20 protein-coding genes and 1 riboswitch are annotated in these 20942 nt (G+C 65.5%); of the genes, 2 read left to right on the forward strand and 18 right to left on the reverse strand.

The window, feature by feature from the left end; genetic code table 11:
- Positions 1–34: 34 nt before the first annotated feature.
- The 4 genes from AC2YJX_RS19930 to AC2YJX_RS19945 all read right to left on the reverse strand — a co-directional run bounded on the left by AC2YJX_RS19930 (position 35) and on the right by AC2YJX_RS19945 (position 4386).
- Positions 35–1120 carry a phosphotransferase gene (locus AC2YJX_RS19930; RefSeq protein WP_121419831.1) on the reverse strand — a complete coding sequence of 362 codons (1086 nt, stop codon included), beginning with the start codon at positions 1118–1120 and terminating at the stop codon, positions 35–37.
- 35 nt (positions 1121–1155) lie between these two features.
- Entirely contained in the window at positions 1156–1875 is a 720-nt protein-coding gene (locus AC2YJX_RS19935) for a Crp/Fnr family transcriptional regulator (protein ID WP_055393849.1), read from the reverse strand.
- Between the two features lie 165 nt (positions 1876–2040).
- On the reverse strand, positions 2041–2820 hold the full coding sequence (locus AC2YJX_RS19940; RefSeq protein ID WP_487257061.1) for an oxepin-CoA hydrolase, alternative type: 780 nt from the start codon (positions 2818–2820) through the stop codon (positions 2041–2043).
- Between the two features lie 42 nt (positions 2821–2862).
- Positions 2863–4386 carry a 3-hydroxyacyl-CoA dehydrogenase gene (locus AC2YJX_RS19945; RefSeq protein WP_487257062.1) on the reverse strand — a complete coding sequence of 508 codons (1524 nt, stop codon included), beginning with the start codon at positions 4384–4386 and terminating at the stop codon, positions 2863–2865.
- Positions 4387–4458: 72 nt separating this feature from the next.
- On the opposite strand from AC2YJX_RS19945, the gene AC2YJX_RS19950 reads away from it, so the two are divergent.
- Complete coding sequence (locus AC2YJX_RS19950; protein ID WP_228894886.1) at positions 4459–6687, forward strand: hypothetical protein; 2229 nt, start codon at positions 4459–4461, stop codon at positions 6685–6687.
- A gap of 41 nt (positions 6688–6728) precedes the next feature.
- Here the strand turns inward: AC2YJX_RS19950 and AC2YJX_RS19955 are convergent, their stop codons facing one another.
- The 4 genes from AC2YJX_RS19955 to thiO all read right to left on the reverse strand — a co-directional run bounded on the left by AC2YJX_RS19955 (position 6729) and on the right by thiO (position 9866).
- A complete protein-coding gene (locus AC2YJX_RS19955; RefSeq protein ID WP_487257171.1) occupies positions 6729–7652 on the reverse strand; it encodes a thiamine phosphate synthase in 924 nt (307 codons plus the stop codon).
- A complete protein-coding gene (locus AC2YJX_RS19960) occupies positions 7645–8457 on the reverse strand; it encodes a thiazole synthase (protein WP_431152755.1) in 813 nt (270 codons plus the stop codon). The genes AC2YJX_RS19955 and AC2YJX_RS19960 overlap by 8 nt, the downstream gene beginning before the upstream one ends.
- A gap of 84 nt (positions 8458–8541) precedes the next feature.
- The gene (gene thiS / locus AC2YJX_RS19965) at positions 8542–8739 is read right to left on the reverse strand and encodes a sulfur carrier protein ThiS (RefSeq protein WP_055393858.1); all 198 of its coding nucleotides are present in this window, start codon (positions 8737–8739) and stop codon (positions 8542–8544) included.
- Positions 8736–9866, reverse strand: a complete 1131-nt coding sequence (thiO, locus tag AC2YJX_RS19970; RefSeq protein WP_487257063.1) for a glycine oxidase ThiO — start codon at positions 9864–9866, stop codon at positions 8736–8738. Before thiO ends, thiS begins: the two co-directional genes overlap by 4 nt.
- Before the next feature lie 287 nt (positions 9867–10153).
- Between thiO and thiD the strand changes: the two genes are divergently transcribed.
- Positions 10154–11002, forward strand: coding sequence for a bifunctional hydroxymethylpyrimidine kinase/phosphomethylpyrimidine kinase (gene thiD, locus AC2YJX_RS19975; RefSeq protein ID WP_487257064.1), 849 nt, complete (start codon positions 10154–10156; stop codon positions 11000–11002).
- A 68-nt stretch (positions 11003–11070) separates the two neighbouring features.
- Here the strand turns inward: thiD and AC2YJX_RS19980 are convergent, their stop codons facing one another.
- The 10 genes from AC2YJX_RS19980 to AC2YJX_RS20025 form a co-directional block, all read right to left on the reverse strand.
- Positions 11071–12351 carry a purine-cytosine permease family protein gene (locus AC2YJX_RS19980; RefSeq protein ID WP_487257065.1) on the reverse strand — a complete coding sequence of 427 codons (1281 nt, stop codon included), beginning with the start codon at positions 12349–12351 and terminating at the stop codon, positions 11071–11073.
- Positions 12352–12423: 72 nt separating this feature from the next.
- A riboswitch (TPP riboswitch) is annotated at positions 12424–12528 on the reverse strand.
- Positions 12529–12565: 37 nt separating this feature from the next.
- The gene (locus AC2YJX_RS19985; RefSeq protein WP_487257066.1) at positions 12566–13447 is read right to left on the reverse strand and encodes a GyrI-like domain-containing protein; all 882 of its coding nucleotides are present in this window, start codon (positions 13445–13447) and stop codon (positions 12566–12568) included.
- Positions 13448–13459: 12 nt separating this feature from the next.
- The gene (locus AC2YJX_RS19990) at positions 13460–13819 is read right to left on the reverse strand and encodes a nuclear transport factor 2 family protein (RefSeq protein WP_487257067.1); all 360 of its coding nucleotides are present in this window, start codon (positions 13817–13819) and stop codon (positions 13460–13462) included.
- Between the two features lie 125 nt (positions 13820–13944).
- Positions 13945–15000 (reverse strand): NAD(P)/FAD-dependent oxidoreductase, encoded by a 1056-nt coding sequence (locus tag AC2YJX_RS19995; RefSeq protein ID WP_487257068.1) that lies wholly within the window; start codon positions 14998–15000, stop codon positions 13945–13947.
- A 124-nt stretch (positions 15001–15124) separates the two neighbouring features.
- Positions 15125–15454 carry a ferredoxin FdxA gene (gene fdxA, locus AC2YJX_RS20000; protein ID WP_055393870.1) on the reverse strand — a complete coding sequence of 110 codons (330 nt, stop codon included), beginning with the start codon at positions 15452–15454 and terminating at the stop codon, positions 15125–15127.
- Between the two features lie 114 nt (positions 15455–15568).
- Entirely contained in the window at positions 15569–16933 is a 1365-nt protein-coding gene (locus AC2YJX_RS20005; protein WP_055393872.1) for a sulfate adenylyltransferase subunit 1, read from the reverse strand.
- The gene (gene cysD, locus AC2YJX_RS20010; protein WP_487257069.1) at positions 16933–17886 is read right to left on the reverse strand and encodes a sulfate adenylyltransferase subunit CysD; all 954 of its coding nucleotides are present in this window, start codon (positions 17884–17886) and stop codon (positions 16933–16935) included. The genes AC2YJX_RS20005 and cysD overlap by 1 nt, the downstream gene beginning before the upstream one ends.
- Positions 17887–17900: 14 nt before the next feature.
- Positions 17901–18524, reverse strand: a complete 624-nt coding sequence (locus AC2YJX_RS20015; RefSeq protein WP_121506681.1) for a phosphoadenosine phosphosulfate reductase domain-containing protein — start codon at positions 18522–18524, stop codon at positions 17901–17903.
- A gap of 25 nt (positions 18525–18549) precedes the next feature.
- Entirely contained in the window at positions 18550–18945 is a 396-nt protein-coding gene (locus AC2YJX_RS20020; RefSeq protein ID WP_370460173.1) for a DUF934 domain-containing protein, read from the reverse strand.
- Between the two features lie 192 nt (positions 18946–19137).
- Positions 19138–20922, reverse strand: a complete 1785-nt coding sequence (locus tag AC2YJX_RS20025; RefSeq protein ID WP_176885708.1) for a nitrite/sulfite reductase — start codon at positions 20920–20922, stop codon at positions 19138–19140.
- Between the last annotated feature and the right edge of the window lie 20 nt (positions 20923–20942).

Genomic DNA, 20942 nt, shown 5'->3' on the forward strand with positions numbered 1-20942 from the left:
ATCGAGGGGCGGCGCTTGTACTTGCGTCGTGTGTTTAGCCGCGCTGGGCAAACGACCAGGCCAGTTGGGCCATGGGCCGCGCGGTGTCGCCCGATGCCTTGGCCTGCGCGCTGGAGGCCGTGCCAGCCTCCACCCGCTTGGCAATGCCTTGCAGGATGGCCGCGATGCGGAACATGTTGTAGGCGAGGTAGAAGTTCCAGTCGGCACGCAGTGCCTCGGGCGTTGTGATGCCGGTGCGCTCGCAGTACAGGCGGATGTAGGTGTCTTCGTCGGGGATGCCCAGCGCGGCCAGGTCCAGCCCTGCGATGCCGCGCCCGAGCGAGGCGGGGATGTGCCAGCTCATGCAGTGGTAGCTGAAGTCCGCCAGCGGATGGCCCAGCGTGGACAACTCCCAGTCGAGCACGGCAATCACGCGCGGCTCTGTGGGATGGAACATCAGGTTGTCCAGGCGGTAGTCGCCGTGCACGATGGACACATGGCCCTCGTCCCGCGCGCTGGCGGGCATGTTGGCGGGCAACCACTCCATGAGGCGGTCCATCTCTTCAATGGGCTGCGTGATGGACGCCACGTATTGCTTGCTCCAACGGCCGATCTGGCGGTCAAAGTAGTTGCCGGGCTTGCCATAGCTGGCCAGGCCTCTATCTGCAAATTTCACCGTGTGCAGCGCTGCGATCACCCGGTTCATCTCGTTGTAGATGTCGCCGCGCTCGGCTGGCGTCATGCCGGGCAGAGATTGATCCCACAGCACGCGGCCCTGCATGCACTCCATCACGTAGAAGGCGCGGCCGATGACGGATTCGTCCTCGCACAGGACAAACATGCGGGGAACGGGAACGTCGGTGCCATACAGGCCGCTCATCACCGCAAACTCTCGCTCGATGGCGTGGGCCGAAGGCAGCAGTTTGGCCACGGGGCCAGGCTTGGCCCGCATCACGTAGCTGGCACCGGGCGTGATGAGCTTGTAGGTGGGGTTGGACTGCCCCCCTTTGAACATTTCCACGGTCAGGGGGCCCACGAAGCCTTCCATGTTCCGTGCAAGCCACGCGGTCAGCGCTTCGGTATCAAAGGCGTGCTGATCGGAAACAGGACGGGTGCCGACGAAATGGTCAAAGTTGCTCATGGAGGAATGGGGGAGAGGTTCGGTCAGTCAATGAGTTAGTTGTCGGTTTCGGCAATGCGCATCAGGGCTTCGCGGTCACGCACCACCAGGCCGCCCGGCTCGATGCGAATGGCGTCCTCGCGCTCCATGGCCTTGAGTTCCTGGTTCACGCGTTGGCGCGATGCGCCCAAGAGCTGCGCCAGTTCTTCCTGCGCCAGTTGCAGGCTGATGCGCATCTCGCTGCCGTCCGACAGGCTGGGCACGCCGTAGCTGCGCACCAGGTGCACAAGCTGCTTGGCCAGGCGCGAGCGCAAGGGCAGGGTGTTGAGGTCTTCCACCAGCCCGAACAGCTGGCGAATGCGCCGCGCATGCAGTCGCAGCATGGCTTCGTACAGCTCGGTGTGCACCGCCAGAATCTTGCGGAAATCGGCCTTGGCCACACACAGGATCGTGGTGTCGCCATGCGCGTAGGCGTCGTGTGTGCGCCGGTCCCCGTCGAAGATCGCCACGTCGCCGAACCAGATGCCCGGCTCCACATAGGTCAGCGTGATCTGCTTGCCCGAGATGGAGGTCGAGCTCACCCGCACCGCACCGCGCGCGCAGGCAATCCACTCCTCGGGCGGATCTCCGCGTGCGGCAATGAGGCCGCCGTCCTTGAAGCGTTTGACGTATGCACATCGGAGGATGTCGTGGCGTAGAGAAGGTGAGAGAGATGAAAACCAGCGACCTGAGTTGATCGCTTCACGTTCTTCGATAGTAAGAATCGGGTCGTCCATGGCCTGTCTTTTGGGTGACTAGAAACAGACCCATTGTCGCGTCAGGGACCTTCGTGCTGCGTCAGGGTTGTCACCTGCGTGTCTGCACGGTGGCCACCAAAAAAGAAAACCCCCGGGCGCTGGAGTGCAGCGGGCCGGGGGCGGTCGGGTGGGTGTGTGCAGGTGCTATTCGTAGCGGGGCACGCGTTTCTCTAGGAAGGCAGAAATACCGGCCCCGCCGTTCGCATGGTGCAGGTTCTTCACGAAATGGTCGCGCTCATGGGCGAGGTGGTGTGTGAGCTGGGCATGGGGCGCTTCGTTGAGCAGCTCCTTGATGCTCGCGAGGGCATTGGGTGCACGCGCGTTGAGCTGCTCGGCCAGTGCCAGGGCGGTCTCCAGCGCGCTGCCGGTTTCTGCAATGCGGTTGACCACCCCGAGAGCGTGCAGGCGTTCTGCGCTGATGCGGTCACCACACATGAGGATCTCGGTTGCCACCTGGCGGGGCAGGGCGTGCGACAGGCTCCAGCTGGCGCCGCCATCGGGCGACAGGGCCACATTGCTGTAGGCCATCACAAACACCGCGTTGCGGGCCGCCACGATGAAGTCGCAGGCCAATGCCAATGAAAAGCCCGCACCGGCCGCCGCGCCTTCCACGGCTGCAATCACAGGCTTGGGGTAGGTGCGGATGGTCTCGATCCAGTTGTGCAGGCCTTCAATGCTCTGTGCCTGTACCTCGGGGGCTTCCTGGCGGTTGGCCAGCAGGCGCTGCAGGTTGCCGCCCGAGCAGAACATGCCATCGGCCCCCGTGATGACCACGCTGCGAATGTCAGGGCTGCTTTCGGCCACACCCAGCGCCTCCACGCCCGCTGCGTACATCACCGGGTCGATGGCGTTGCGCCGCTCAGGGTTGCGAAGGGTCAGGACCAGGGTCTGGCCCTGGCTGGTGCTCTGGAGTTCTGCGGGCATGGTGGCCTTGGTTGGGGAGCGGCTCTTGCTCTGTTCGCGCGATCAGGCTTCTTCGACGTGGGTCAGGCTCAGGCCGATGGCGCCGCGCCTGCGCAGCCAGGGGCTCGGGCGGTAGCGTGTGTCGCCGTACACGGTCTGCATGTTGAACAACACTTCGAGGATGTTGGTCGGCCCCCAGCGGTCGCCCATGGCCAGGGGCCCCAGGGGGTAACCCAGGCCCAGTGTCACAGCGGTTTCCAGATCCTTGGGGGAGCAGATGCCTTGCTGGCAGATGTCGCTGGCGATGTTGACGATGGTGGCCACCACACGCTGCGTGACAAAGCCGCCGCTGTCGCGGATCACGCTCACGGCCTTGCCGTCGCGGGCAAACAGCGCATGCGCTGCGTTGCGGATGTCCACGCGGGTGGCGGGGTTGGTGGCCAACACGCGGCGCTTGGTAGCGGCGTCGTCGATCAGCATGTCGATGCCGATGGTGCGCGCCGGGTCCAGGCGCTCCACGACCGCCACGGTGGTGATGTCAAACCCCAGCGGCGCGACCAGCGTGATGGCCTGGGGCGAGGGCGACTGGCCGGTTTCGATGGTGGCGCCCAGGTCCTTGAGCAGCTGGTACAGCGGCGCGCGGCGCGCGGCACGGGGCGAGACCCACACGGGGGGAATCTCTGCCACCACGGGCGGCGGCGCCTCTGCCGGTATCTGCGCCACGCCGTCCACGTAGCGGTAAAAGCCTTCGCCCACCTTCTTGCCCACCACGCCGCCTGCCAGGCGCTGCGCGGTGATCACACTGGGGCGAAAGCGCGGCTCGTCGTAGTACTGGCGGTAGATGGATTCCATCACCGGGTGGGAGACGTCCAGCGCCGTCAGGTCCATCAATTCAAAGGGGCCGAGCTTGAAGCCGACCTGGTCGCGCAGGATGCGGTCGATGGTGGCGAAGTCGGCCACGCCTTCGCCCACGATGCGCAGGGCCTCTGTGCCAAAGCCGCGCCCGGCGTGGTTCACGATGAAGCCGGGGGTGTCTTGTGCCTGAACGGGGGTGTGTCCCATTTCCCTCGCATACGTGGCCAGGGCGGTGCACACGGCTGCATCCGTCTTGAGCCCGGCAATCACTTCCACCACCTTCATGAGCGGCACGGGGTTGAAGAAGTGGAAACCTGCCAGGCGCTCGGGCCGCTGCAGGCCCGCGCCGATGGCGGTGACCGAGAGGGATGAGGTATTGGTGGCCAGCACCGCATCCGGGCGCACCACAGCTTCCAGTTCGGCGAACAGCGTCTTTTTCACATCCAGCCGCTCCACGATGGCTTCTACCACCAGGTCGCAGCCTGCCAGGTCGGCCACGACCTTGACGGGGTGCAGCCGCGCGGTCAGGTCACCGGCCTGCGCGGCATCGACGCGGCCCTTGGCCACCAGTTTGTTCCATTGCTCCTGGAGCGCCGCCTTGGCCGCATCGGCGGCGCCGGGGTTGGCATCAAGCAGAAAAACCTGGCTGCCAGCCTGTGCGGCGATTTGTGCAATGCCCCGACCCATGGCGCCGGTGCCCACGATAGCGATGTTGGGAAACTGAATTTTCATAGCGCCATTATGGCTCTGGCGTTGCGCGGGACTTATGTGCAAGAATGGGTTGCACCAAAAACAGAACATATTGTGAAAATCCGTAACGCCATTTTGGGGACCAGTCTGTGGGCGGTCGCTGCAGGCGCCTCGGCACTGTCCTTGGGCGGCAGCAGGGGCGTGGTGGTGTTGGGTGCCCCGGTAGATCTTTCCTTCGATATCCAGCCCGACCCAGGCACCGATCTGGCCTCTTCCTGCGTGACGGCCAAGCTGGTGGCCGGCGATACGGTGATTGGCGATGCCAAGGTGCGGGTAGTGCCTTTGCCCGACATGCGGGGGCGGTCTCCGGCGGTGCGGGTGCAGGCCGCCATCGCGGTGGACGAACCGGTATTGATGGTCACCTTGTCGGCAGGGTGCACAGGCAAGGTCACGCGCACCTACACATTTTTTGCCGAGCTTCCATCCACGGTGGCACGGTCCGCATCGCCGGTCGACGTCTCGCGGCTACCTTCCCTTGCGGCCGGTGGGGTCGAAGCACCCCGTCCGGCCCAGGGTGCAGCAGGGCAGCGCGCTGCAGGGGCTGCCACTGCGCCTGTGGCGCCTTCTCCGTTGGCATCCGTGCCCTTGTCTTCCGAAAATCGGCCCGAGCCCGTACCCAGCACCCCGTCGGTGGCCAAGCCTGCTGCGCGGACGGCACCGGTACGGCCCCCAGAGCGTCCGGTGGCGCGCCCCCAGGCCAGCGCTGAAAAAAACAAGCTGCCTACAGCCCCCAAGCCTGCTGACCGGGCTCGCTTGGTCGTCGAGCCACTCGACCTCTGGGTAGACCGTCCGCTGGCACTGCGCACCTCGCCTGAACTGCTGGTCATGCCATCAGACCAGCCCTCGGCCCAGCGTGCCCAGGCGGCAGCGCTCTGGAAAGCGATGAATGCCCAGCCCGAGGATGTCAACCAGGAGGCTGACCGGCTCAAGGCCCTGGAATCCGACGTTGCTGCCCTGCGGGCGCAGGCCGCCCGCGACCGGGCCAGCGCAGCGCAATTGCAGCAACAGCTGGAGCAGGCAGAGAGCGAGAGATTTCCTGCCACGGTGGTCTACGCGCTGGGCGGGTTGCTGCTGCTAGCACTGTTGCTCGCTGTGTGGGCCTGGGGGCGGATGCGCAGCGCCTCCGAAAAGGCGGTGCGCGCATGGCGCGATTCGGTGGCTGCGCTGGGTGGCCGAGATGCCGTGGTCGAGCATGGGGCTGCGCTGGGCCTGCCCCCCGACCCCAGCGATCACTGGCTGCCGTCCGACGAGTCCGCCGAAGCCAGGGAACCTTCCCCGGGCTCAGCTGCAGCCCCGCTGGTACCTCCTTTTGTGGCCACGGCCCCTTTGCCCAGTGCCCCGGTCCCCCTGAAGGCGACCGTTCCCCCGCCAGCACCTGCCGCTGTAGTCACGCAGCAACCCGCGCTGCACATCGTCAGCCCGGAAGAGCTTTTCGACATCCAGCAACAGGCCGAGTTTTTTATCTCGGTGGGGGAACACCAGCAGGCCATCGAAGTGCTGAAAACGCACATCGCTGAGCGCGGTGCCACTTCGCCGCTGGCGTATCTGGAGCTTTTGCGGCTGTACCACACGCTGAGCCGGGTGGAGGAGTTCACGCAACTGCGTACGCAGTTCATGCAATCGTTCAACGCGCAGGTGCCGGAATTTGCCAGCTTCCACCGCACGGGCCGCATGCTGTATCACTACACCGATGCGCTCGCTGACATCGAGGCTGAATGGACGTCTCCGTCCGTGCTGCAGCTGCTCGAAAAGCTGCTGTTCCGGCAGAACGGTGTCGGTTCGGTCGAGCCCTTTGACCTTGCGGCTTACGACGACCTGCTGCTGTTGCTCTCCATTGCGCAGACCACGCCCGCAAGTGCCCGAGGGGAGCCTGCGCCCCGCAAGCGCACCACACCGCTCGCCGCACCTCGGGACGAAACCCAGGTGCAGCAAGCGCCAGCCCCGAAGGTACCTGCGACAACGGCGGCATTACCGCAGGACTCGCGCGCGGCCAGCCTGGAGTTCGACTTTGACGGGATGCCTCCCGCTACAGGGCGGCCAGCTCAGGCATCGGGTGTTGCAGCGCCCTCCGCACTGGATGGCGACACGCGCGGTACGCCGCTGGATCTCGACCTCGACCTCGACCTTGATCTGTCAGAGCCGCCCCATCTCACCCTGAGCGATCTGCCGGCCGTGCCGGTGACCGCGCCCCCGGCCGCGGGTCAGGCCGTCGGTTTTGGCATGGACAACGACCTGGTCGAACTGCGGCTGGAACTGGAGCAGAAGAAAGGCGACCGCAAATAGGCCGATAGGCCGATAGGCCGATAGGCCAATGGATCGTCCCTTCAGCGGCTCGCGCGCTGGCTGTTTTGTTCCATCAGGCGCATCAAGTGCGTGGCGGTGGCTTCAGGGTCTGGGGCATTGACAAGGGCCCGCACCACCGCAATCGACCCCACGCCTGTGGCCTGCACCGGCGCAAACTGCTCGGCGCCGATGCCGCCAATGGCCACCTGGGGGTAGTGGCGCAGCAGGCGCGCATACACACCCAACCGGCCCACACCCTGCGGGGCCGTGGCCATCTTCTTGAGGGTGGTCGGGAATACGGCGCCCATTGCGATGTAGCTGGGGCCTACTGCATCTGCACGCACCATTTCTGCGTAGCCATGGGTGCTGACACCCAGGCGCAGGCCCGAAGCGCGCAGTGCTTGGAGTTCGTCGGAGGCCAGGGCATCCAGATCTTCCTGGCCCAGGTGTATGCCATAGGCACCCGCCTGGATGGCCATGCGCCAATGGTCGTTGATGAACAGCAGCGCACCCGTGCCCTGCACGGCCTGTACGGCGGCGTGCACTTCCCGGTCAATGGCGGCAGCGTTGTCCGACTTGAAGCGAAGCTGCACGGTGGGTACGCCCGCACGCGCCATGCGGCCTACCCAGTCGGCGTCGGGCAACACAGCGTACAGGCCCAGGTGCTCAGGGCATGGCGCGAACGCCTGGGCACGTGGCACTGGTTGCAGGCCAAAATCCTCTGGCGCGTCGGGCCATTGCTCAGGCTGGAAGGTGCCGGTGCGCAGGCTCTGTGCCAGCCAGGCCTGGGCCAGGCACTCCGCGTCGTGGGCAATAAAGCCCAGCGTGCTGCAGGCCTGCAGGGCTGCCAGGTAGGCGGCTTCCTGCCGCGTGGGTTTCGGGGCGGGCTCGGCGCCAAAGCCCGTGAAGGTGGCGGCGTGGTGCGCAAGAATGGCCTGCACCATGGCGCTGGTGTCGTCACGCATGTTGCTCATGGTGCCAGAAGGGGGTGCCGAGCACGGGCGTACTGGGCTGGGCCGCATCCTGCGCTGCCATGGCACCTGCCTGGCGCGCGGCGCGCCCGGCATTCACTGCGTCGGCGAAGGCGCCGGCCATGGCCACAGGGTCTTGCGCCAGTGCGACCGCAGTATTGAGCAGCACGCCGTCATAGCCCCATTCCATCACCTGGCAGGCGTGGGATGGCAGGCCCAGCCCGGCATCCACCAGCATCGGCACGTTCAGCCGTTCACGCAGCGTTTGCAAGGCATAGGGGTTGACGGGGCCGCGCCCGGTGCCGATGGGTGCCGCCCAGGGCATCACGGCCTGGCAGCCCACATCCACGAGGCGCTGGCACAGCACCAGGTCTTCCGTGCAGTAGGGCAGCACCTGAAAGCCTTCCTTGATGAGGTGTTCGGCCACGCCCACCAGGTTCAGGGTGTCGGGCTGCAGGGTGTAGTCGTCGCCAATCAGCTCCAGTTTGATCCAGGGGGTGTTGAACACCTCGCGCGCCATCTGTGCCGTGGTGATGGCCTCTTGCGCGCTGTGGCAGCCTGCCGTGTTGGGCAGCACAGGCACGTTGAGCTTGCGCAGCAGCTCCCAGAAGCTGCTGCCGCTTTCGGCCGGGTTGCTGCCCTGGCGGCGCAGCGATGCGGTGACCATGGCAGGCTTGGCGCGCAGCACGGCGGCTTCGAGCACTGCGGGGGATGGGTAGCGCGAGGTGCCCAGCAGCAGGCGGCTGGCGAACTGCTGGCCGTAGAGCACCAGGGGGTCTTGGGGCGTTGAAGTGGTCATGGTGTTTACTATGCTTTTGATAGCTGCTAGCGCTTATTTATCAGGCGCTAGGTGCCAATTTGGCTTCAAGTTTCAGGCGGCGGATCAGCCCCCCGTGACGGGCGAGATGATTTCCACGCGGTCGCCGGGCTGCAGGGCCTGCGCGGCGTAGCGGGTGTTGGGCACAAAGGTGGTGTTAACGGCCACGGCAAAAGGCGGGCGGGCCGCGATGGCGGCCACGGCGTCGGCCACGGTGGCGCCCTCGGGCAGTTCGTGCGGGATCTGGTTGATGGAAATGTTCATGCGAAAGCGGCGGCCGCGCTGGGTGGGGGCAGGGGGGTGGGCTCCAGGTCCAGCGCGAGGTCAAATCGTTGCGAAAGCTGCGATTGTCCTGCGTTCAGCACTTCCAGCGTCACATCCAGCATCGCGGGCGCGATCATGAAGCCGTGGCGGTACAGGCCGTTGATTTCCAGCACGCCCTTGCGCGGCTGGCGGATGGCGGGCAGGTTGTCGGGCAGCGTGGGGCGGCACTGCGTGGCCAATTCCAGGATGCGGCCCTCTGCAAAGCCGGGGTGCACGGCGTAGGCGGCGGAGAGCAGCTCCAGTGTGGAGCGCACACTGGCGGGCGAGAGGTCGTCCGATTCGATTTCGGTGGCGCCGATGACGAACAGATGGTCTTCCTTGGGCGCAATGTAGATGGGGTAGCGCGGGTGCACCAGCCGTGTTGGGCGCTGCAGCGTGACATCCGGCGCGTGGATGCGAACCACCTCGCCGCGCACGCCGCGCAGTGCACTCCACTGGCCCTTGGCGCCCAGGCCACGGCAGTCCAGCACCCAGTCGGGTTGGCCAGGGGCGCCGGGGGTGAAGGTTTCGGGCGACTGGGGGCTGTGCCAGTGCGTGCGCACCGACAGCCGCTGCATTTCCACCACCAGGGCGGCCAGCAGCTGCCGGTTGTCGAGCTGGCCTTCGCCGGGCAGGTACAGGCCCTGCGCAAAACGCTGCGCGAGGGTGGGTTCCGCCTGGGCCAGCGCGGCACCGTCCAGCTTTTGCAGGGCGGGTAGCTCTGGCACCTGGTGCTGGTTGGCCTCCAGCTGGCGCGTGAGCCGCTGGGCTTCGGCCACGTCCTGCCGGTGCCACACGATGAGCGTGCCGGCCTGCTGGAAGAACACGGGCTCGGCCAGCGCCGCCAGCAGTTGCGGCCAGCGGGTGAGGGCGTGGTGGCCCATGCGTACCACGCCGGGCTCGGTGATGGCCGATTCGGCCAGCGGCGCCAGCATGGCGGCGGCCACGGTCGCGGCCGAATGTTCGGCGGCCGGGCTGCCCGCGTCGTAGATGTCCACACGGTGACCCTGGCGGGCCAGCTCCACCGCAAGCAGGCGGCCCATGAGGCCCGCGCCCAGAATCGCAAAAGAAGAGGGTTGAAGTGGCATAGGTCCGTCGGTGTGTCCGTGTTGGCTGGCAACCATGGACAAAACGGGGGCAGCGCCGCTCTTGGAAACTCCCCACGCCAGCATGACCTGGATCGGGTAGCGGGGCCACGTTGCAGGCAGTGCCATGCAGCGCTGCGTGCGAGCCCCAGGGTATTTCTCAGTCGCACACCGAAGAACCTGATCAGGTTCTGAACGGAGGGACACCCCTGTTTCGTCCGGAAAAAATCAATTACAGCACAACCCTTGGTCGCTCTTTTTGCGCTAACGCATAGGCCATAATTTTTGCCATGACTTCATTGACCCCACCGACCTCCGCAGCGCGCCACTATGTGCGCGTGCTTTCCATTGCCGGTTCTGACAGCGGCGGCGGGGCGGGCATCCAGGCCGACCTCAAGACCTTCAGCGCCCTGGGCTGTTACGGAATGACGGCCATCACGGCCATCACCGCGCAGAACACCTGCGGCGTGACGGGCATCCACGGCATTCCGCCCGAGATGCTCAAGGCCCAGATCGACGCCGTGGTGCAGGACATTGGCGTGGATGCGGTCAAGATCGGCATGCTGCATTCGCCCGAGGTGGTGCGTGTGGTGGCCGATGCCATCCGCACCTACCAGCTGCCGCACGTGGTGCTCGACCCCGTGATGGTGGCCACCAGTGGCGACCGGCTCATCGCTTCAGAAACCGTGAGCGTGCTGGTGCAGGAGCTGTTTCCACTGGCCGAGGTGATCACCCCCAACCTGGACGAGGCCGGCTGGCTGCTGGGGCGCAGCATCAAGGGCGTGGAAACGCTGGACGAAGCCGCGCAGGCACTGTGCGCTCTGGGTGCACGTGCGGCGCTGCTCAAGGGCGGCCACCTGCCTGGAGACTGGGTGGTGGACGTTCTGGCCACCCGCAGCGGTGTGCGGCAGCGGCTGGAGTCTGCACGCATTGCCACGCCCAACGGGCACGGCACCGGCTGCACCCTGTCGTCGGCCATTGCGGCCCACCTGGCGCAGGGCCTGCCCTTGCAGCAGGCGGTGGAGCGCGCACGCGCCTACATTCTGGGCGCCATCGCCGCAGGGGCTGATGTGACCACCGGCCGCGGCCACGGCCCGCTCAACCACTGCTATGCGCCTGTGGCGCAGTTGGTGCTGTAGAAATTTAAGTGTTTTTGGCCGCTGGCGCTTATCTGGTAAGCGCTAGCAGCTCACAATTCGATAGCTATTCAACGGCCCCGTGGCCGTGTGGCCCAGGCCAGCAAAAAGCTGAACGCCAGTGCCGGCAGCGCCGAGCCCGCACCCGGCAGCACCTTGGGAGCCAGGTGGTAGACGGCAATCCCCACCAGCCAGATCGCCACGGGCGCCGCATTCACCTTGCGCGCCGCTGCCAGCAGTGCAGGTGCATCGGTGCCAAACGCCAGCCGTCCCAGGATCACGCCAAACAGCGGCACAAACACCGAGCTGAGCAGCAACAAAAACGGCTCCAGGCTGTGCATGGGCAAGACCAGCGCAAGGCCTGTGCATACCGCCGCCATGGCCAGGCCCCACTTGCGCACGTCCCAGCGCGGCAGCAGGCTGTGGGCCGACACCGCGCCCGAATACGTGTCGCCATAGGCGTTGTCCACCTCGTCGATCAGGATCAGCGACAGCGCAATCAGCCCGCCCTGGGCCAGCAGCAGCGCCTGCACCAGATCCTTGCTGGGCAAGGTCAGCGCCACCAGCACACCCAGCGAGTAGCACCACATGTTGGCCAGCGCGTAACCCAGCCAGGTGCCACGCAACGCGGAGCCGCCGTTCTTGCCGTGGCGCGCATAGTCGGCCACCAGTGGCAGCCACGAAATGGGCATGGCGATCACCAGATCCAGCGCAGGGAGCACTCCCATGCCGCCCGCGCCCTGGCGGTTCCACAGCGCATCAAACCCCTGGGCCTGCGCCAGCGACAAAAACTGCCACGACAGCCATAGCAGCGACAACACCACGAGCGGCAGCGCCACGCGCGCAATCACCTTGCGCACCAGCTGCACCATGGAGCCGCTGATCAGCAGCATCACCACGCCGCCCCACAGCAGCGTCGCCAGCACCGGCCAGTGGGAACCGGCCATGGCCCCTGATTGTTGGCCGATGGCCACGGTGGCATCGCGCATCACCACCAGCTCGAACGTGCCCCAGCCCACCAGCTGCACGATGTTCAGGATGATGGGCAGGCTGGCAAAGGTGCGGCCATACACGGCGTGCATCAGCCCCGCACTGGCCAGGCCGCTGTCGCAGCCCAGCTTGGCCACCCAGCCCAGCAGGCCCGCGCCCACGATGGAGCCGGCCACGATGGCGATGAGGGCTTCTTTGGTGCCCAACGCGGGCATCAGGTACGCACCCACCTGCATGACCAGCAAGCCCACGCCCAGGCTGAACCAGAGCGAGGCGTGGTCATGCCACTGGAAGACGCGGCGGTCGGGGGAGACGGGGGCCAGCGCTTCGTTGTGGGAAGGCGCGGCGGGCGATGAGGACATGGATGGCTCCGTGGCAGTACAGAGCAGGGGCGGCCCGCCAGCGCGCCCCAAAGTCATTTCATTCAGGGCTGGGCCAAAGCGGACGTGCTTCCCTGCGCGAGGATGATCTCAATCAGGTTCAAAGGGACTCTCTCAGTCGGTTCCGGCAGGCCGGTCTCGACACCCCTAGCGATGGCGCGCCCGAAGGAGCGCGGTTGCCATTGTAGAGGGTGGGTCAGCGCCCGGCCTGGGTGATGGGGATGGCGTAGTGCATCACGGAGTCCGCGGACGTCGGGTGGTATTGCGAGCCGTAGATTTCCAGATCCGGTCCCAGGCTGTGCGACTGGCTGGCCGACAGCAGCCAGCTGGAGTAGATGTAGTTCACCGTCGCATCGACGTTCTGGGCAGGACCCCGGTGGGTGAAGCATGCATAGGTGGATGCGGGGATTTCCATGGCCTCCATGCCCGGTGGCAGTGCACCGGGGCCACTCACTTCGATGCACGCCAGGTAGCGCAGCTCTTCCGTGTGCGGCCCCGCCGGGGCCACGACGCCATAGCAGACCCCGGGCACGGTGTTCGCAATCTCGCCCAACCGGGGCAGAAACTTCGCCCACAGGGGCGGCAGTTTCTGGCCCAGGTTGTTTTTTTCGGAATCGATGCCGTAGTAGTCGGTGGGCAGCCCGACCAATTGCATGGCGGGCTGCTGCTGGATGTCGGGTTCCAGGGAAATGTTGTGGTGAATGTGCGCGAGGTAGCTTTCGTCGAACCGGATCTTGCGCACGAACAGCGAGCGGTTGCCCATCTTGCGGTACTGCGACGGCGTGAGCCGAAAGCAATCGCGGAACGCGCGCGTGAAACTCTCCTGCGTCTCGTACCCGGACGCCAGCGCAATATCGAGCACGCTCAGCCGCGTGTTGGTCAACTGCTCCAGCGCCCGCGAGAACCGGCGCGAGCGGATGTAGGTCTTGAGGGTTTCGTTGGTCAGCGCCTTGAAGATCCGCTGGAAGTGCCACTGGCTCATCCCCGCAGCCCGTGCCACCTCGGAAAGCTGGATATCGGATTCGAGATGGGCCTCGATGAAATCGATGCCCTCCTGGATTTGCCGGAGATAAAGCACGGCGGCGTCGGTTCAAGGGGTTTCAAAGAAACCGGTCATGGCCACTAGACGGTTCTGGTCGTTGTACCGGCCGTAGCTCACGCCTTCCCCGATCACCTGCCCACTGCCATCCACCATGTTCCATTTGGCGATGCTCTGCTGGTTGTGGCTGGCGAAATAGTGGGTCACAAAATGCCCGCCGGGCACCTGGCTGTGAAAGTTGTCCATGTAGGCCGTCAATTGGTCCCAGCCCTGGGCTGTGGCCAGCGGGTCGTTGTAGGTGCAGGCGGGGTCGAGGGACTGGGTAAAAAGGGCTGTGCGGTCCGCGACCGAATCGGTCTTCCACGACGCGGTGTAGGCGTCCCAGATGGATTGAAGGGGTTGTTGGCTCATGGCGTGCTCCTGGTGGGTGGATGGAGACACCATCGTGCCGGGCGCTTGCGCGCCTTTTGGACATTTTGTGCTTATTTGTGGGCGCGTCGTTTGGGCACGAAGTGACGAACCCTGGCCCGCCGGGACTACACGGCGGCAGAAGGTGCCGATAACGGTGCGACACCCAGCAACTGGTGCAGCCGTGGACTGGTGGTGGTGTATTGCAGCGCCACCTTGTCGCCCTTGAGCACCTCGGCCGCACCAAAAGCCGCCAGCGTGGCTTCGTGGAAGCCGCACAGGATGAGCTTGCGTTTGCCGGGGTAGGTGTTGATGTCGCCCACGGCGTAGATGCCGGGCACGCTGGTGCGGAAGGCTTCGGTGTCCACCACCAGCTGTTTGCGGTCCATGGCCAAACCCCAGTCCGCAATGGGCCCGAGGCGGGGCGAGATACCCAGCACGGCCACCAGCAGGTCCAGCGCCAGGGCGCGGGTGCTGCCATCGGCGTCCACCACCTGCAAGGCCGTCAGCTGGTCGCCAGCGGTTTCAATGCCGGTGATCTGCGCAGACTCGACATGGATTCGGCCCGCATCGCGCAGTTGCTGCAGGCGCTGCAGCAGAGCATTCGGGGCGTGAAACACATCGCGGCGGTGCAGCAGGCTGACGCGTGCGGCCTGGCCTTGCTCGGCCAGTTCCACGGCGCGGGCCACGGCGGGCTCGTCGCCGCCGTGCACGACCACATGGAGCCCGGCTACGTGGGCCGTGGCGGGCAGGTTCTGGTAGTGGACCTGGGCGCCCACAAAGCGCTCGATGCCGTCCACCTTGAGCGTGCGTGGCACAAAGGCGCCCACACCGGCAGCAATGAACACCGTGCGGGCCAGCAGTTGTGCGCCCTGGGAGGTTTCGACCAGCAGGCGCCCATCGGCCTGCACGGTGAGTGCGGACACCAGCGTGTTCAGGTGCCACTGGGTCTTGAACGGCGCAATCTGCTGAAGCAGCAAAGCGGCCAGCTCACGCCCGGTGGAGACCGGGATGCCCGGGATGTCGTAGATGGGTTTGTCGCCGTACAGCTCGACGCACTGGCCGCCCGCATGGGGCAGGGCGTCGATGACATGGGCTGTGATGCCTTGCAGGCCCAGCTGGAAGACCTGGAACAGGCCCACGGGCCCCGCGCCGATGACGACAGCGTCGGTTTCTTGAATCATGCTCAAGCCACGCGCACAGCGCCCGAAACTGGCGCTGCCAAAGACCTGTTCCACCGTGGAACTGGCTTTGCCAGGCCACTGGTGGCGTCCCCCTTGGGGGATGGCGCGAAGCGACTCAGGGGGGTCACTTGACCAGTTCGTTGACCTTGCCCGGCTTGCCGTTCCATTCGTCGGCGTCGGGCAGCGCCGGCTTGCGCTTGGTGATGCTCTTCCAGCCGTCGGCAAAGGCCAGGTCGGCGTTGAGCTTGATGAAAGCAATCTGGTCGGCCGGCAGATCTTCTTCGGCAAAGATGGCGTTGGCCGGGCATTCGGGGATGCAGACGGCGCAGTCGATGCATTCATCGGGGTCGATGACAAGCATGTTCGGGCCTTCGCGGAAGCAGTCCACGGGGCACACGTCCACACAATCGGTGTACTTGCACTTGATGCAGTTTTCGGAGACGACGTGGGTCATGACAGGAGTTGTGTGGGTCGGTGAAAACCCTCAATTTTAGAAGCTTTCACCGACCTTTGGTTACAGGGTCCCTCACCCCGATGGGGTGACTGGGGTTCCGGGCGCTGATCTAGATCAGTTGACCAGCACGGCACCGGCCGTTTTGTGGCTCGCGGTGTCCACCAGGATCAGCGATCCGAGCACCCGGGCTTTGCCAAAGGGGGCGGCCGGAATCGCCTCTTGCAGCAGCAGGTCGACATGGCCGATGGCATTGGGGTCCAGCTGGGTGGCGGCTTCTTCGGCCAGCGTGTTGATGTTGAGCTTGTGCACCACGGCTTTCACCTTGGCCTTGACCCAGCGGTGGCCGTGCAGCGCCCAGTACACGCGGCCTGCGACCAGGGGCTCGTCGTCCATCCAGGCCACCGTGGTGCGCAGCTCGCGGCTGGCGGGCCATGCAGGCACGCTGGCGGGCGTGTCGAAGTCGTCTTCGGCGGGGGTGGCGACGGCAGGCGCCGCCAGAATCCAGTCGCCCCGCGAGACATCCACCTCGCGGTCCAGGATGATGCCGGCGCTGGTGCCTGCGGGCACGTCCTTGGGGCGACGGGCATGGTCCAGCACTTGCGCCACGGTCGCCAGCTGGCCGCTGGGGAAGATCTGTACAGCGGTGCCGGGCGCAAAGCTGCCCGCAGCCACGCGGCCCCAGAACACACGGCGGCCTTGCGAGGTGTCGGAGGACGACGAGAACTTCTCGACCCACTGCACCGGGAAGGCCGGTGCCAGCGCTGAGTCTGCGGGGGTGTTGGGCAGTGCTTCCAGCACCTGAAGCAGCGTGGGGCCGTCATAGCCGCACCAGCCCGCATGGGCGTCCACCACGTTCCAGCCCTTGAGGGCCGACACCGGCACCATGGCGCGCACGGTGATGCCTGCCGCTTGGGCAAAGGATTGCAACGCGCCCTGGATGTGCTGCCACGCCAGCGCGGGGTCTTCCACCGCGTCGAGCTTGTTGACGGCAAACACCAGCGAGTGCACGCGCAGCAGGTGGGCCAGCAGGCTGTGGCGGCGGGTTTGGGGCAGCAGGGCCAGGCCGGGGTTCTTCCAGTCGAGCTTGGTGGCATCGACCAGCACCACGGCTGCATCAGCGCTCGATGCGGCCGTGACCATGTTGCGGGTGTATTGCTCGTGGCCGGGCGCGTCGCCGATGATGAACTTGCGCTCTTCGGTGGCGAAGTAGCGGTAGGCCACGTCGATAGTGATGCCCTGTTCGCGCTCGGCGCTGAGGCCGTCGGTCAGCAGCGCCAGGTCGGTCTCGCCCTGGCGCTGCACCCCGGCGAGGTGGTCCTGCAGCACGGCCTTGCTGTCCACCAGCAGACGGCCGATCAGCGTGCTCTTGCCGTCGTCCACGCTGCCGCAGGTGATGAACTTGAGCGCGGAAATATGGTCATTTTTCCCTGTAGCGCTTGTAGGGATTGCGCTGGAAGCTATCGAATTCATAGTGGTCATCAGAAGTACCCGTCTTTCTTGCGCTTTTCCATCGAGGCATCGCTGGTCTTGTCGTCCATGCGGGTGGCGCCGCGCTCGCTCACGTCGGCGGCCAGGGTCTCGATGACGATCTCGGCCGGGGTGGCGGCGGTGCTCTCCACCGGTGCGGTGCAGGTGATGTCGCCCACGGTGCGAAAGCGCACGTCGCGTGTCTCGACCACGTCGCCTTCACGCGGCGGTGTCAGCTCGGTCACCGGCATCAACAGGCCCTTCTTGTCCACCACCTGGCGCTTGTGGGTGTAGTAGATGCTGGGCAGGGCGATCTGCTCGCGGTCGATGTACTGCCACACGTCCAGCTCGGTCCAGTTGCTGATGGGGAACACGCGGAAGTGCTCGTTTGGCTGCAGGCGGGTGTTGAACAGTGTCCACAGCTCGGGGCGCTGTGCCTTGGGCTGCCATTGGCCAAAGCTGTCGCGGTGCGAAAAGATGCGCTCTTTGGCGCGGGCCTTTTCTTCGTCGCGGCGGGCGCCGCCGATCAGCGCGTCAAAGCGGAACTCTTCAATCGCTTCGAGCAGCGTGACCGACTGGTGCACGTTGCGCGACTCGCCCGGGTGGGCCAGGCGCACGGTGCCGCGCGCCATCGAGTCTTCCACGCTGCGCACGATGAGGTCGGCGCCCAGCTCCTTGGCGCGGAAGTCGCGGAAGTCCGTCACTTCAGGGAAGTTGTGGCCCGTGTCGATCATCAGCAGCGGGTAGGGGATGCGGCCCGCGCCAAAGGCTTTTTCGGCGCACTTGAGCATGACCAGCGAATCCTTGCCGCCCGAGAACAGCAGGGTGGGGCGCTCGAAGGCGGCGGCGACTTCGCGCAGGATGAAGATGGTTTCTTCTTCCAGCGCGTCCAGGTGGGAGTTGTTGAGGTGGTAGCTCATGTTGTTGGTTTTCTCAAGCAGCGCTGAGTCTGTGCGGGCGTTCATGGTCGGGCCTGGGGTCAGTGGGCCAGGTGCAGGCCACACTCGCGGTTGTCTTCGCCCTTGGTGGGGTCCACATAGTCGAAGTTGTTGGGCAGGCCGTGCTTCACGCAGTATTCGTGCAGCTCCTTGGACGACCAGTGCAGCAGCGGCGCGACCTTGATCAGGCCATCGGGGTTGATGCTGACCGGGTCCATTTGGGCGCGCACGGCGGTGTCGGTGGCGCGCAGAGCGGTGAACCAGACCTTGGGCGCCGTTTCGCGCAGGGCGCGGGCAAAGGGTTCCAGCTTCACTTCTTCGGTAAAGGCTGCGTGGCGTGGGTCATCCAGCGCGGGGGTGGCGCCTTCCACGGCTTCACGGTGCGCGCGTGAGCGGCGTGGCAGGTAGATCTGCAGCTTCAGGCCCAGTTGCTTTGTCACCTCGTCGGCAAAGCGGTAGGTGGCTTCGGTGTTGTAGCCGTTGTCCATCCACACCACCGGCACATCAGGGTTGACCTGCGTGACCATGTGCAGGATCACTGCCTCGAAGGGGCGGAAGTTGGTGGTGACGATGGCGGGCTGGCCCAGCCCCAGCGCCCAGGCCACAAGGTCTGGTGCGTTGCGGCCGAGGTCGGCGTTGATGCGTGCGAGATCGATTTGGCTCATGGTGCAGGGCTTGTGGGTTGGGTTCTCAGGCGGCGGCGCGGTGGGCAAACAGCGGCTGGGGATTGACGGCGTCGCCCTGGTAGAAGCCTGGGAACAGTTCAAACTGGCGCTGGGCATCGGCGGCATCCACCCCCTCGGCCAGCACCGCGCTGCTAAAGCCCGTGCGCTGCATTTGCACGAGTTGGTCGATCAGCACATCACCCGTGGCGCGGATTTCGCCAGCAAAGCCACGGCGGCGGCGCAGCAAAAAGGCCTGGCTGAACGCACGGCCATCGGTGAAGTTGGGGAAGTGCAGGTCCACGCGTTCCACGCCTTCCAGCGGCAGGGCTGTGGCGTCGGCATCGTTGGCCAACGCCACCACGCGGGCGTCGCCTTCCGCCGGGGGCTGGTGTTCGTGGGATGCAAGAAGTGTCAGGTTCATCATCGTTCGGATTTCGGTGGCAGGGCGGCTTCAGAGGCTGGGAGTTTTTTGCCAGTGCCCGAAAGGTGTGTCAAAACGCCGCTGATCGAGGCGCAAAGCACAGCCATAGCTCGGGCCATGGCGCGCATTTGCAACGATGAGCAGCGGTGTTTTGGCGTGCATGGCGGGCATAGGAAAAAGACTCTCAGCCTCTTAGGCCGTGGCCAGGGTTTCGTCTTTGTGGCGGGCAAGCTTGGCGGCTTCCTTGAACGGGTCCAGGCCGGTGCGGCGCACGGTGTTCTGGAAGGTCTCGCCGCTTTCGCGCAGGTCGCGGTAGGTGCTGAGCACCGCCTCGATCACGTCGGGCACTTCGGCGGCCGAGAACGAGGGGCCGATCACCTTGCCCGCGACGGCAGCGCCCGACAGGTCGGAACCATCGGAGCCACCCAGCGTCACCTGGTACCACTCCTTGCCGTCTTTATCGACGCCCAGGATGCCGATGTGGCCGCTGTGGTGGTGGCCGCAGCTGTTGATGCAGCCGCTGATGTGCAGGTCGATCTCGCCGATGTCGTCCAGCTCGTCCAGGTCCTGGTAGCGCTGGGTGATGGCCTCGGCAATGGGCAGCGAGCGGGCGTTGGCCAGCGCGCAGAAGTCGCCGCCGGGGCAGGCGATCATGTCGGTCAGCAGCTGCACGTTGGCGCTGGCCAGGCCCAGGGCCTTGGCTTCTTGCCAAAGGTCAAACAGGCGGCTGGCGTGCACCCAGGGCAGCAGCACGTTCTGGTCGTGCGTCACGCGGGCTTCTCCGGCGGAGTATTTGTCCACCAGGTCAGCCAGGGCGATCAGTTGTTCGCTGGTGGCATCACCCGGCGACTGGCCGGGGCGCTTGAACGACAGTGTCACGGCGCGCAGTTGCGGGTTTTGGTGCGGGTGCACATTGCGCTGCAGCCAGCGGCCGAACATTACGTGCTCTGCCGCCAGGGCGTCCAGCGATGCCTGCAGTGCTGAGGGGGGCACATCGGCAATGTTGGCCAGCTTCGGCGTCACAAAGCAGGCCGCCACGCGGTCAAACTCAGCCTGCGGAATGGTGTGGGGGCCACCGTCGATCTCGACGATCTGGCGGTACTCTTCTTCCACATCGTCGATGTACTGCTGGCCTTCGGCCTTGACCAAAATCTTGATGCGGGCCTTGTACTTGTTGTCGCGGCGGCCGTGCTCGTTGTACACGCGCACGATGGCCTCGATGTAATTCATGATCTGGTTCCAGGGCAGGAACTCGCGGATCACGGTGCCAATCACCGGCGTGCGACCCATGCCACCGCCCACAAACACCTTGAAGCCGATCTCGCCCTGCTCATTCTTGAGCAGGTGCAGGCCCACGTCGTGCCAGCCCGTGGCGGCGCGGTCGTCCTTGGCACCGCTGATGGCGATCTTGAACTTGCGTGGCAAAAAAGCGAACTCGGGGTGCAGCGTGGTCCACTGGCGGATGATTTCCGCATAGGGGCGCGGGTCCACGATCTCGTCCACGGCAATGCCGGCCAGGGCATCGGTGGTGGTGTTGCGGATGCAGTTGCCGCTGGTCTGGATGCCGTGCATGTCCACAGTGGCCAGCAGGTCCATCACATCCGCACTTTTGGACAGCGGAATCCAGTTGAACTGCACATTGGTGCGGGTAGTGAAGTGGGCGCAGTTCTTGGGCAGGAAGGTGGTGCCCAGCTTGCCCTGGCCTTCCATGGCGGCCTTGAAGACGGCCGCTTCGGGTTCGTCGTATTCGCGGGCGATCTGGGCCAGCACGCGCAGCTGGCGGCTGGCGATTTCGCCGTAAGGCACAGCCACGCGCAGCATGGGGGCGTAGCGCTGCACATACCAGCCGTTTTGCAGGCGCAGTGGGCGGAAGTTGTCTTCGGGCAGCTTGCCGGTCTGCCAGCGCGTGAGCTGGTCACGGAATTGCCGTGCCCGCTGTTGCACAAATTGTCGGTCGAATTCTGTGTATTGGTACATCGTGGTCAGTGCAGTTCAGT

The organism is Acidovorax sp. SRI_002, from assembly GCF_057586455.1.

Bases quoted from the DNA above. Each gene is read 5' to 3' on its own strand.
- thiS (WP_055393858.1), bottom strand. From the start codon at position 8,739: ATGAACATTTCCATCAACCAGATCCCGCACGAACTGCCCGAGGGCGCC.
- AC2YJX_RS20025 (WP_176885708.1), bottom strand. From the start codon at position 20,922: ATGTACCAATACACAGAATTCGACCGACAATTTGTGCAACAGCGGGCA.
- AC2YJX_RS19995 (WP_487257068.1), bottom strand. From the start codon at position 15,000: ATGATTCAAGAAACCGACGCTGTCGTCATCGGCGCGGGGCCCGTGGGC.
- fdxA (WP_055393870.1), bottom strand. From the start codon at position 15,454: ATGACCCACGTCGTCTCCGAAAACTGCATCAAGTGCAAGTACACCGAT.
- AC2YJX_RS19945 (WP_487257062.1), bottom strand. From the start codon at position 4,386: ATGAAAATTCAGTTTCCCAACATCGCTATCGTGGGCACCGGCGCCATG.
- AC2YJX_RS19930 (WP_121419831.1), bottom strand. From the start codon at position 1,120: ATGAGCAACTTTGACCATTTCGTCGGCACCCGTCCTGTTTCCGATCAG.
- AC2YJX_RS19935 (WP_055393849.1), bottom strand. From the start codon at position 1,875: ATGGACGACCCGATTCTTACTATCGAAGAACGTGAAGCGATCAACTCA.
- AC2YJX_RS20005 (WP_055393872.1), bottom strand. From the start codon at position 16,933: ATGACCACTATGAATTCGATAGCTTCCAGCGCAATCCCTACAAGCGCT.
- cysD (WP_487257069.1), bottom strand. From the start codon at position 17,886: ATGAACGCCCGCACAGACTCAGCGCTGCTTGAGAAAACCAACAACATG.
- AC2YJX_RS19955 (WP_487257171.1), bottom strand. From the start codon at position 7,652: ATGCGTGACGACACCAGCGCCATGGTGCAGGCCATTCTTGCGCACCAC.
- AC2YJX_RS20015 (WP_121506681.1), bottom strand. From the start codon at position 18,524: ATGAGCCAAATCGATCTCGCACGCATCAACGCCGACCTCGGCCGCAAC.
- AC2YJX_RS19960 (WP_431152755.1), bottom strand. From the start codon at position 8,457: ATGACCACTTCAACGCCCCAAGACCCCCTGGTGCTCTACGGCCAGCAG.
- thiO (WP_487257063.1), bottom strand. From the start codon at position 9,866: ATGCCACTTCAACCCTCTTCTTTTGCGATTCTGGGCGCGGGCCTCATG.
- AC2YJX_RS19980 (WP_487257065.1), bottom strand. From the start codon at position 12,351: ATGTCCTCATCGCCCGCCGCGCCTTCCCACAACGAAGCGCTGGCCCCC.
- AC2YJX_RS19940 (WP_487257061.1), bottom strand. From the start codon at position 2,820: ATGCCCGCAGAACTCCAGAGCACCAGCCAGGGCCAGACCCTGGTCCTG.
- thiD (WP_487257064.1), top strand. From the start codon at position 10,154: ATGACTTCATTGACCCCACCGACCTCCGCAGCGCGCCACTATGTGCGC.
- AC2YJX_RS19990 (WP_487257067.1), bottom strand. From the start codon at position 13,819: ATGAGCCAACAACCCCTTCAATCCATCTGGGACGCCTACACCGCGTCG.
- AC2YJX_RS20020 (WP_370460173.1), bottom strand. From the start codon at position 18,945: ATGAACCTGACACTTCTTGCATCCCACGAACACCAGCCCCCGGCGGAA.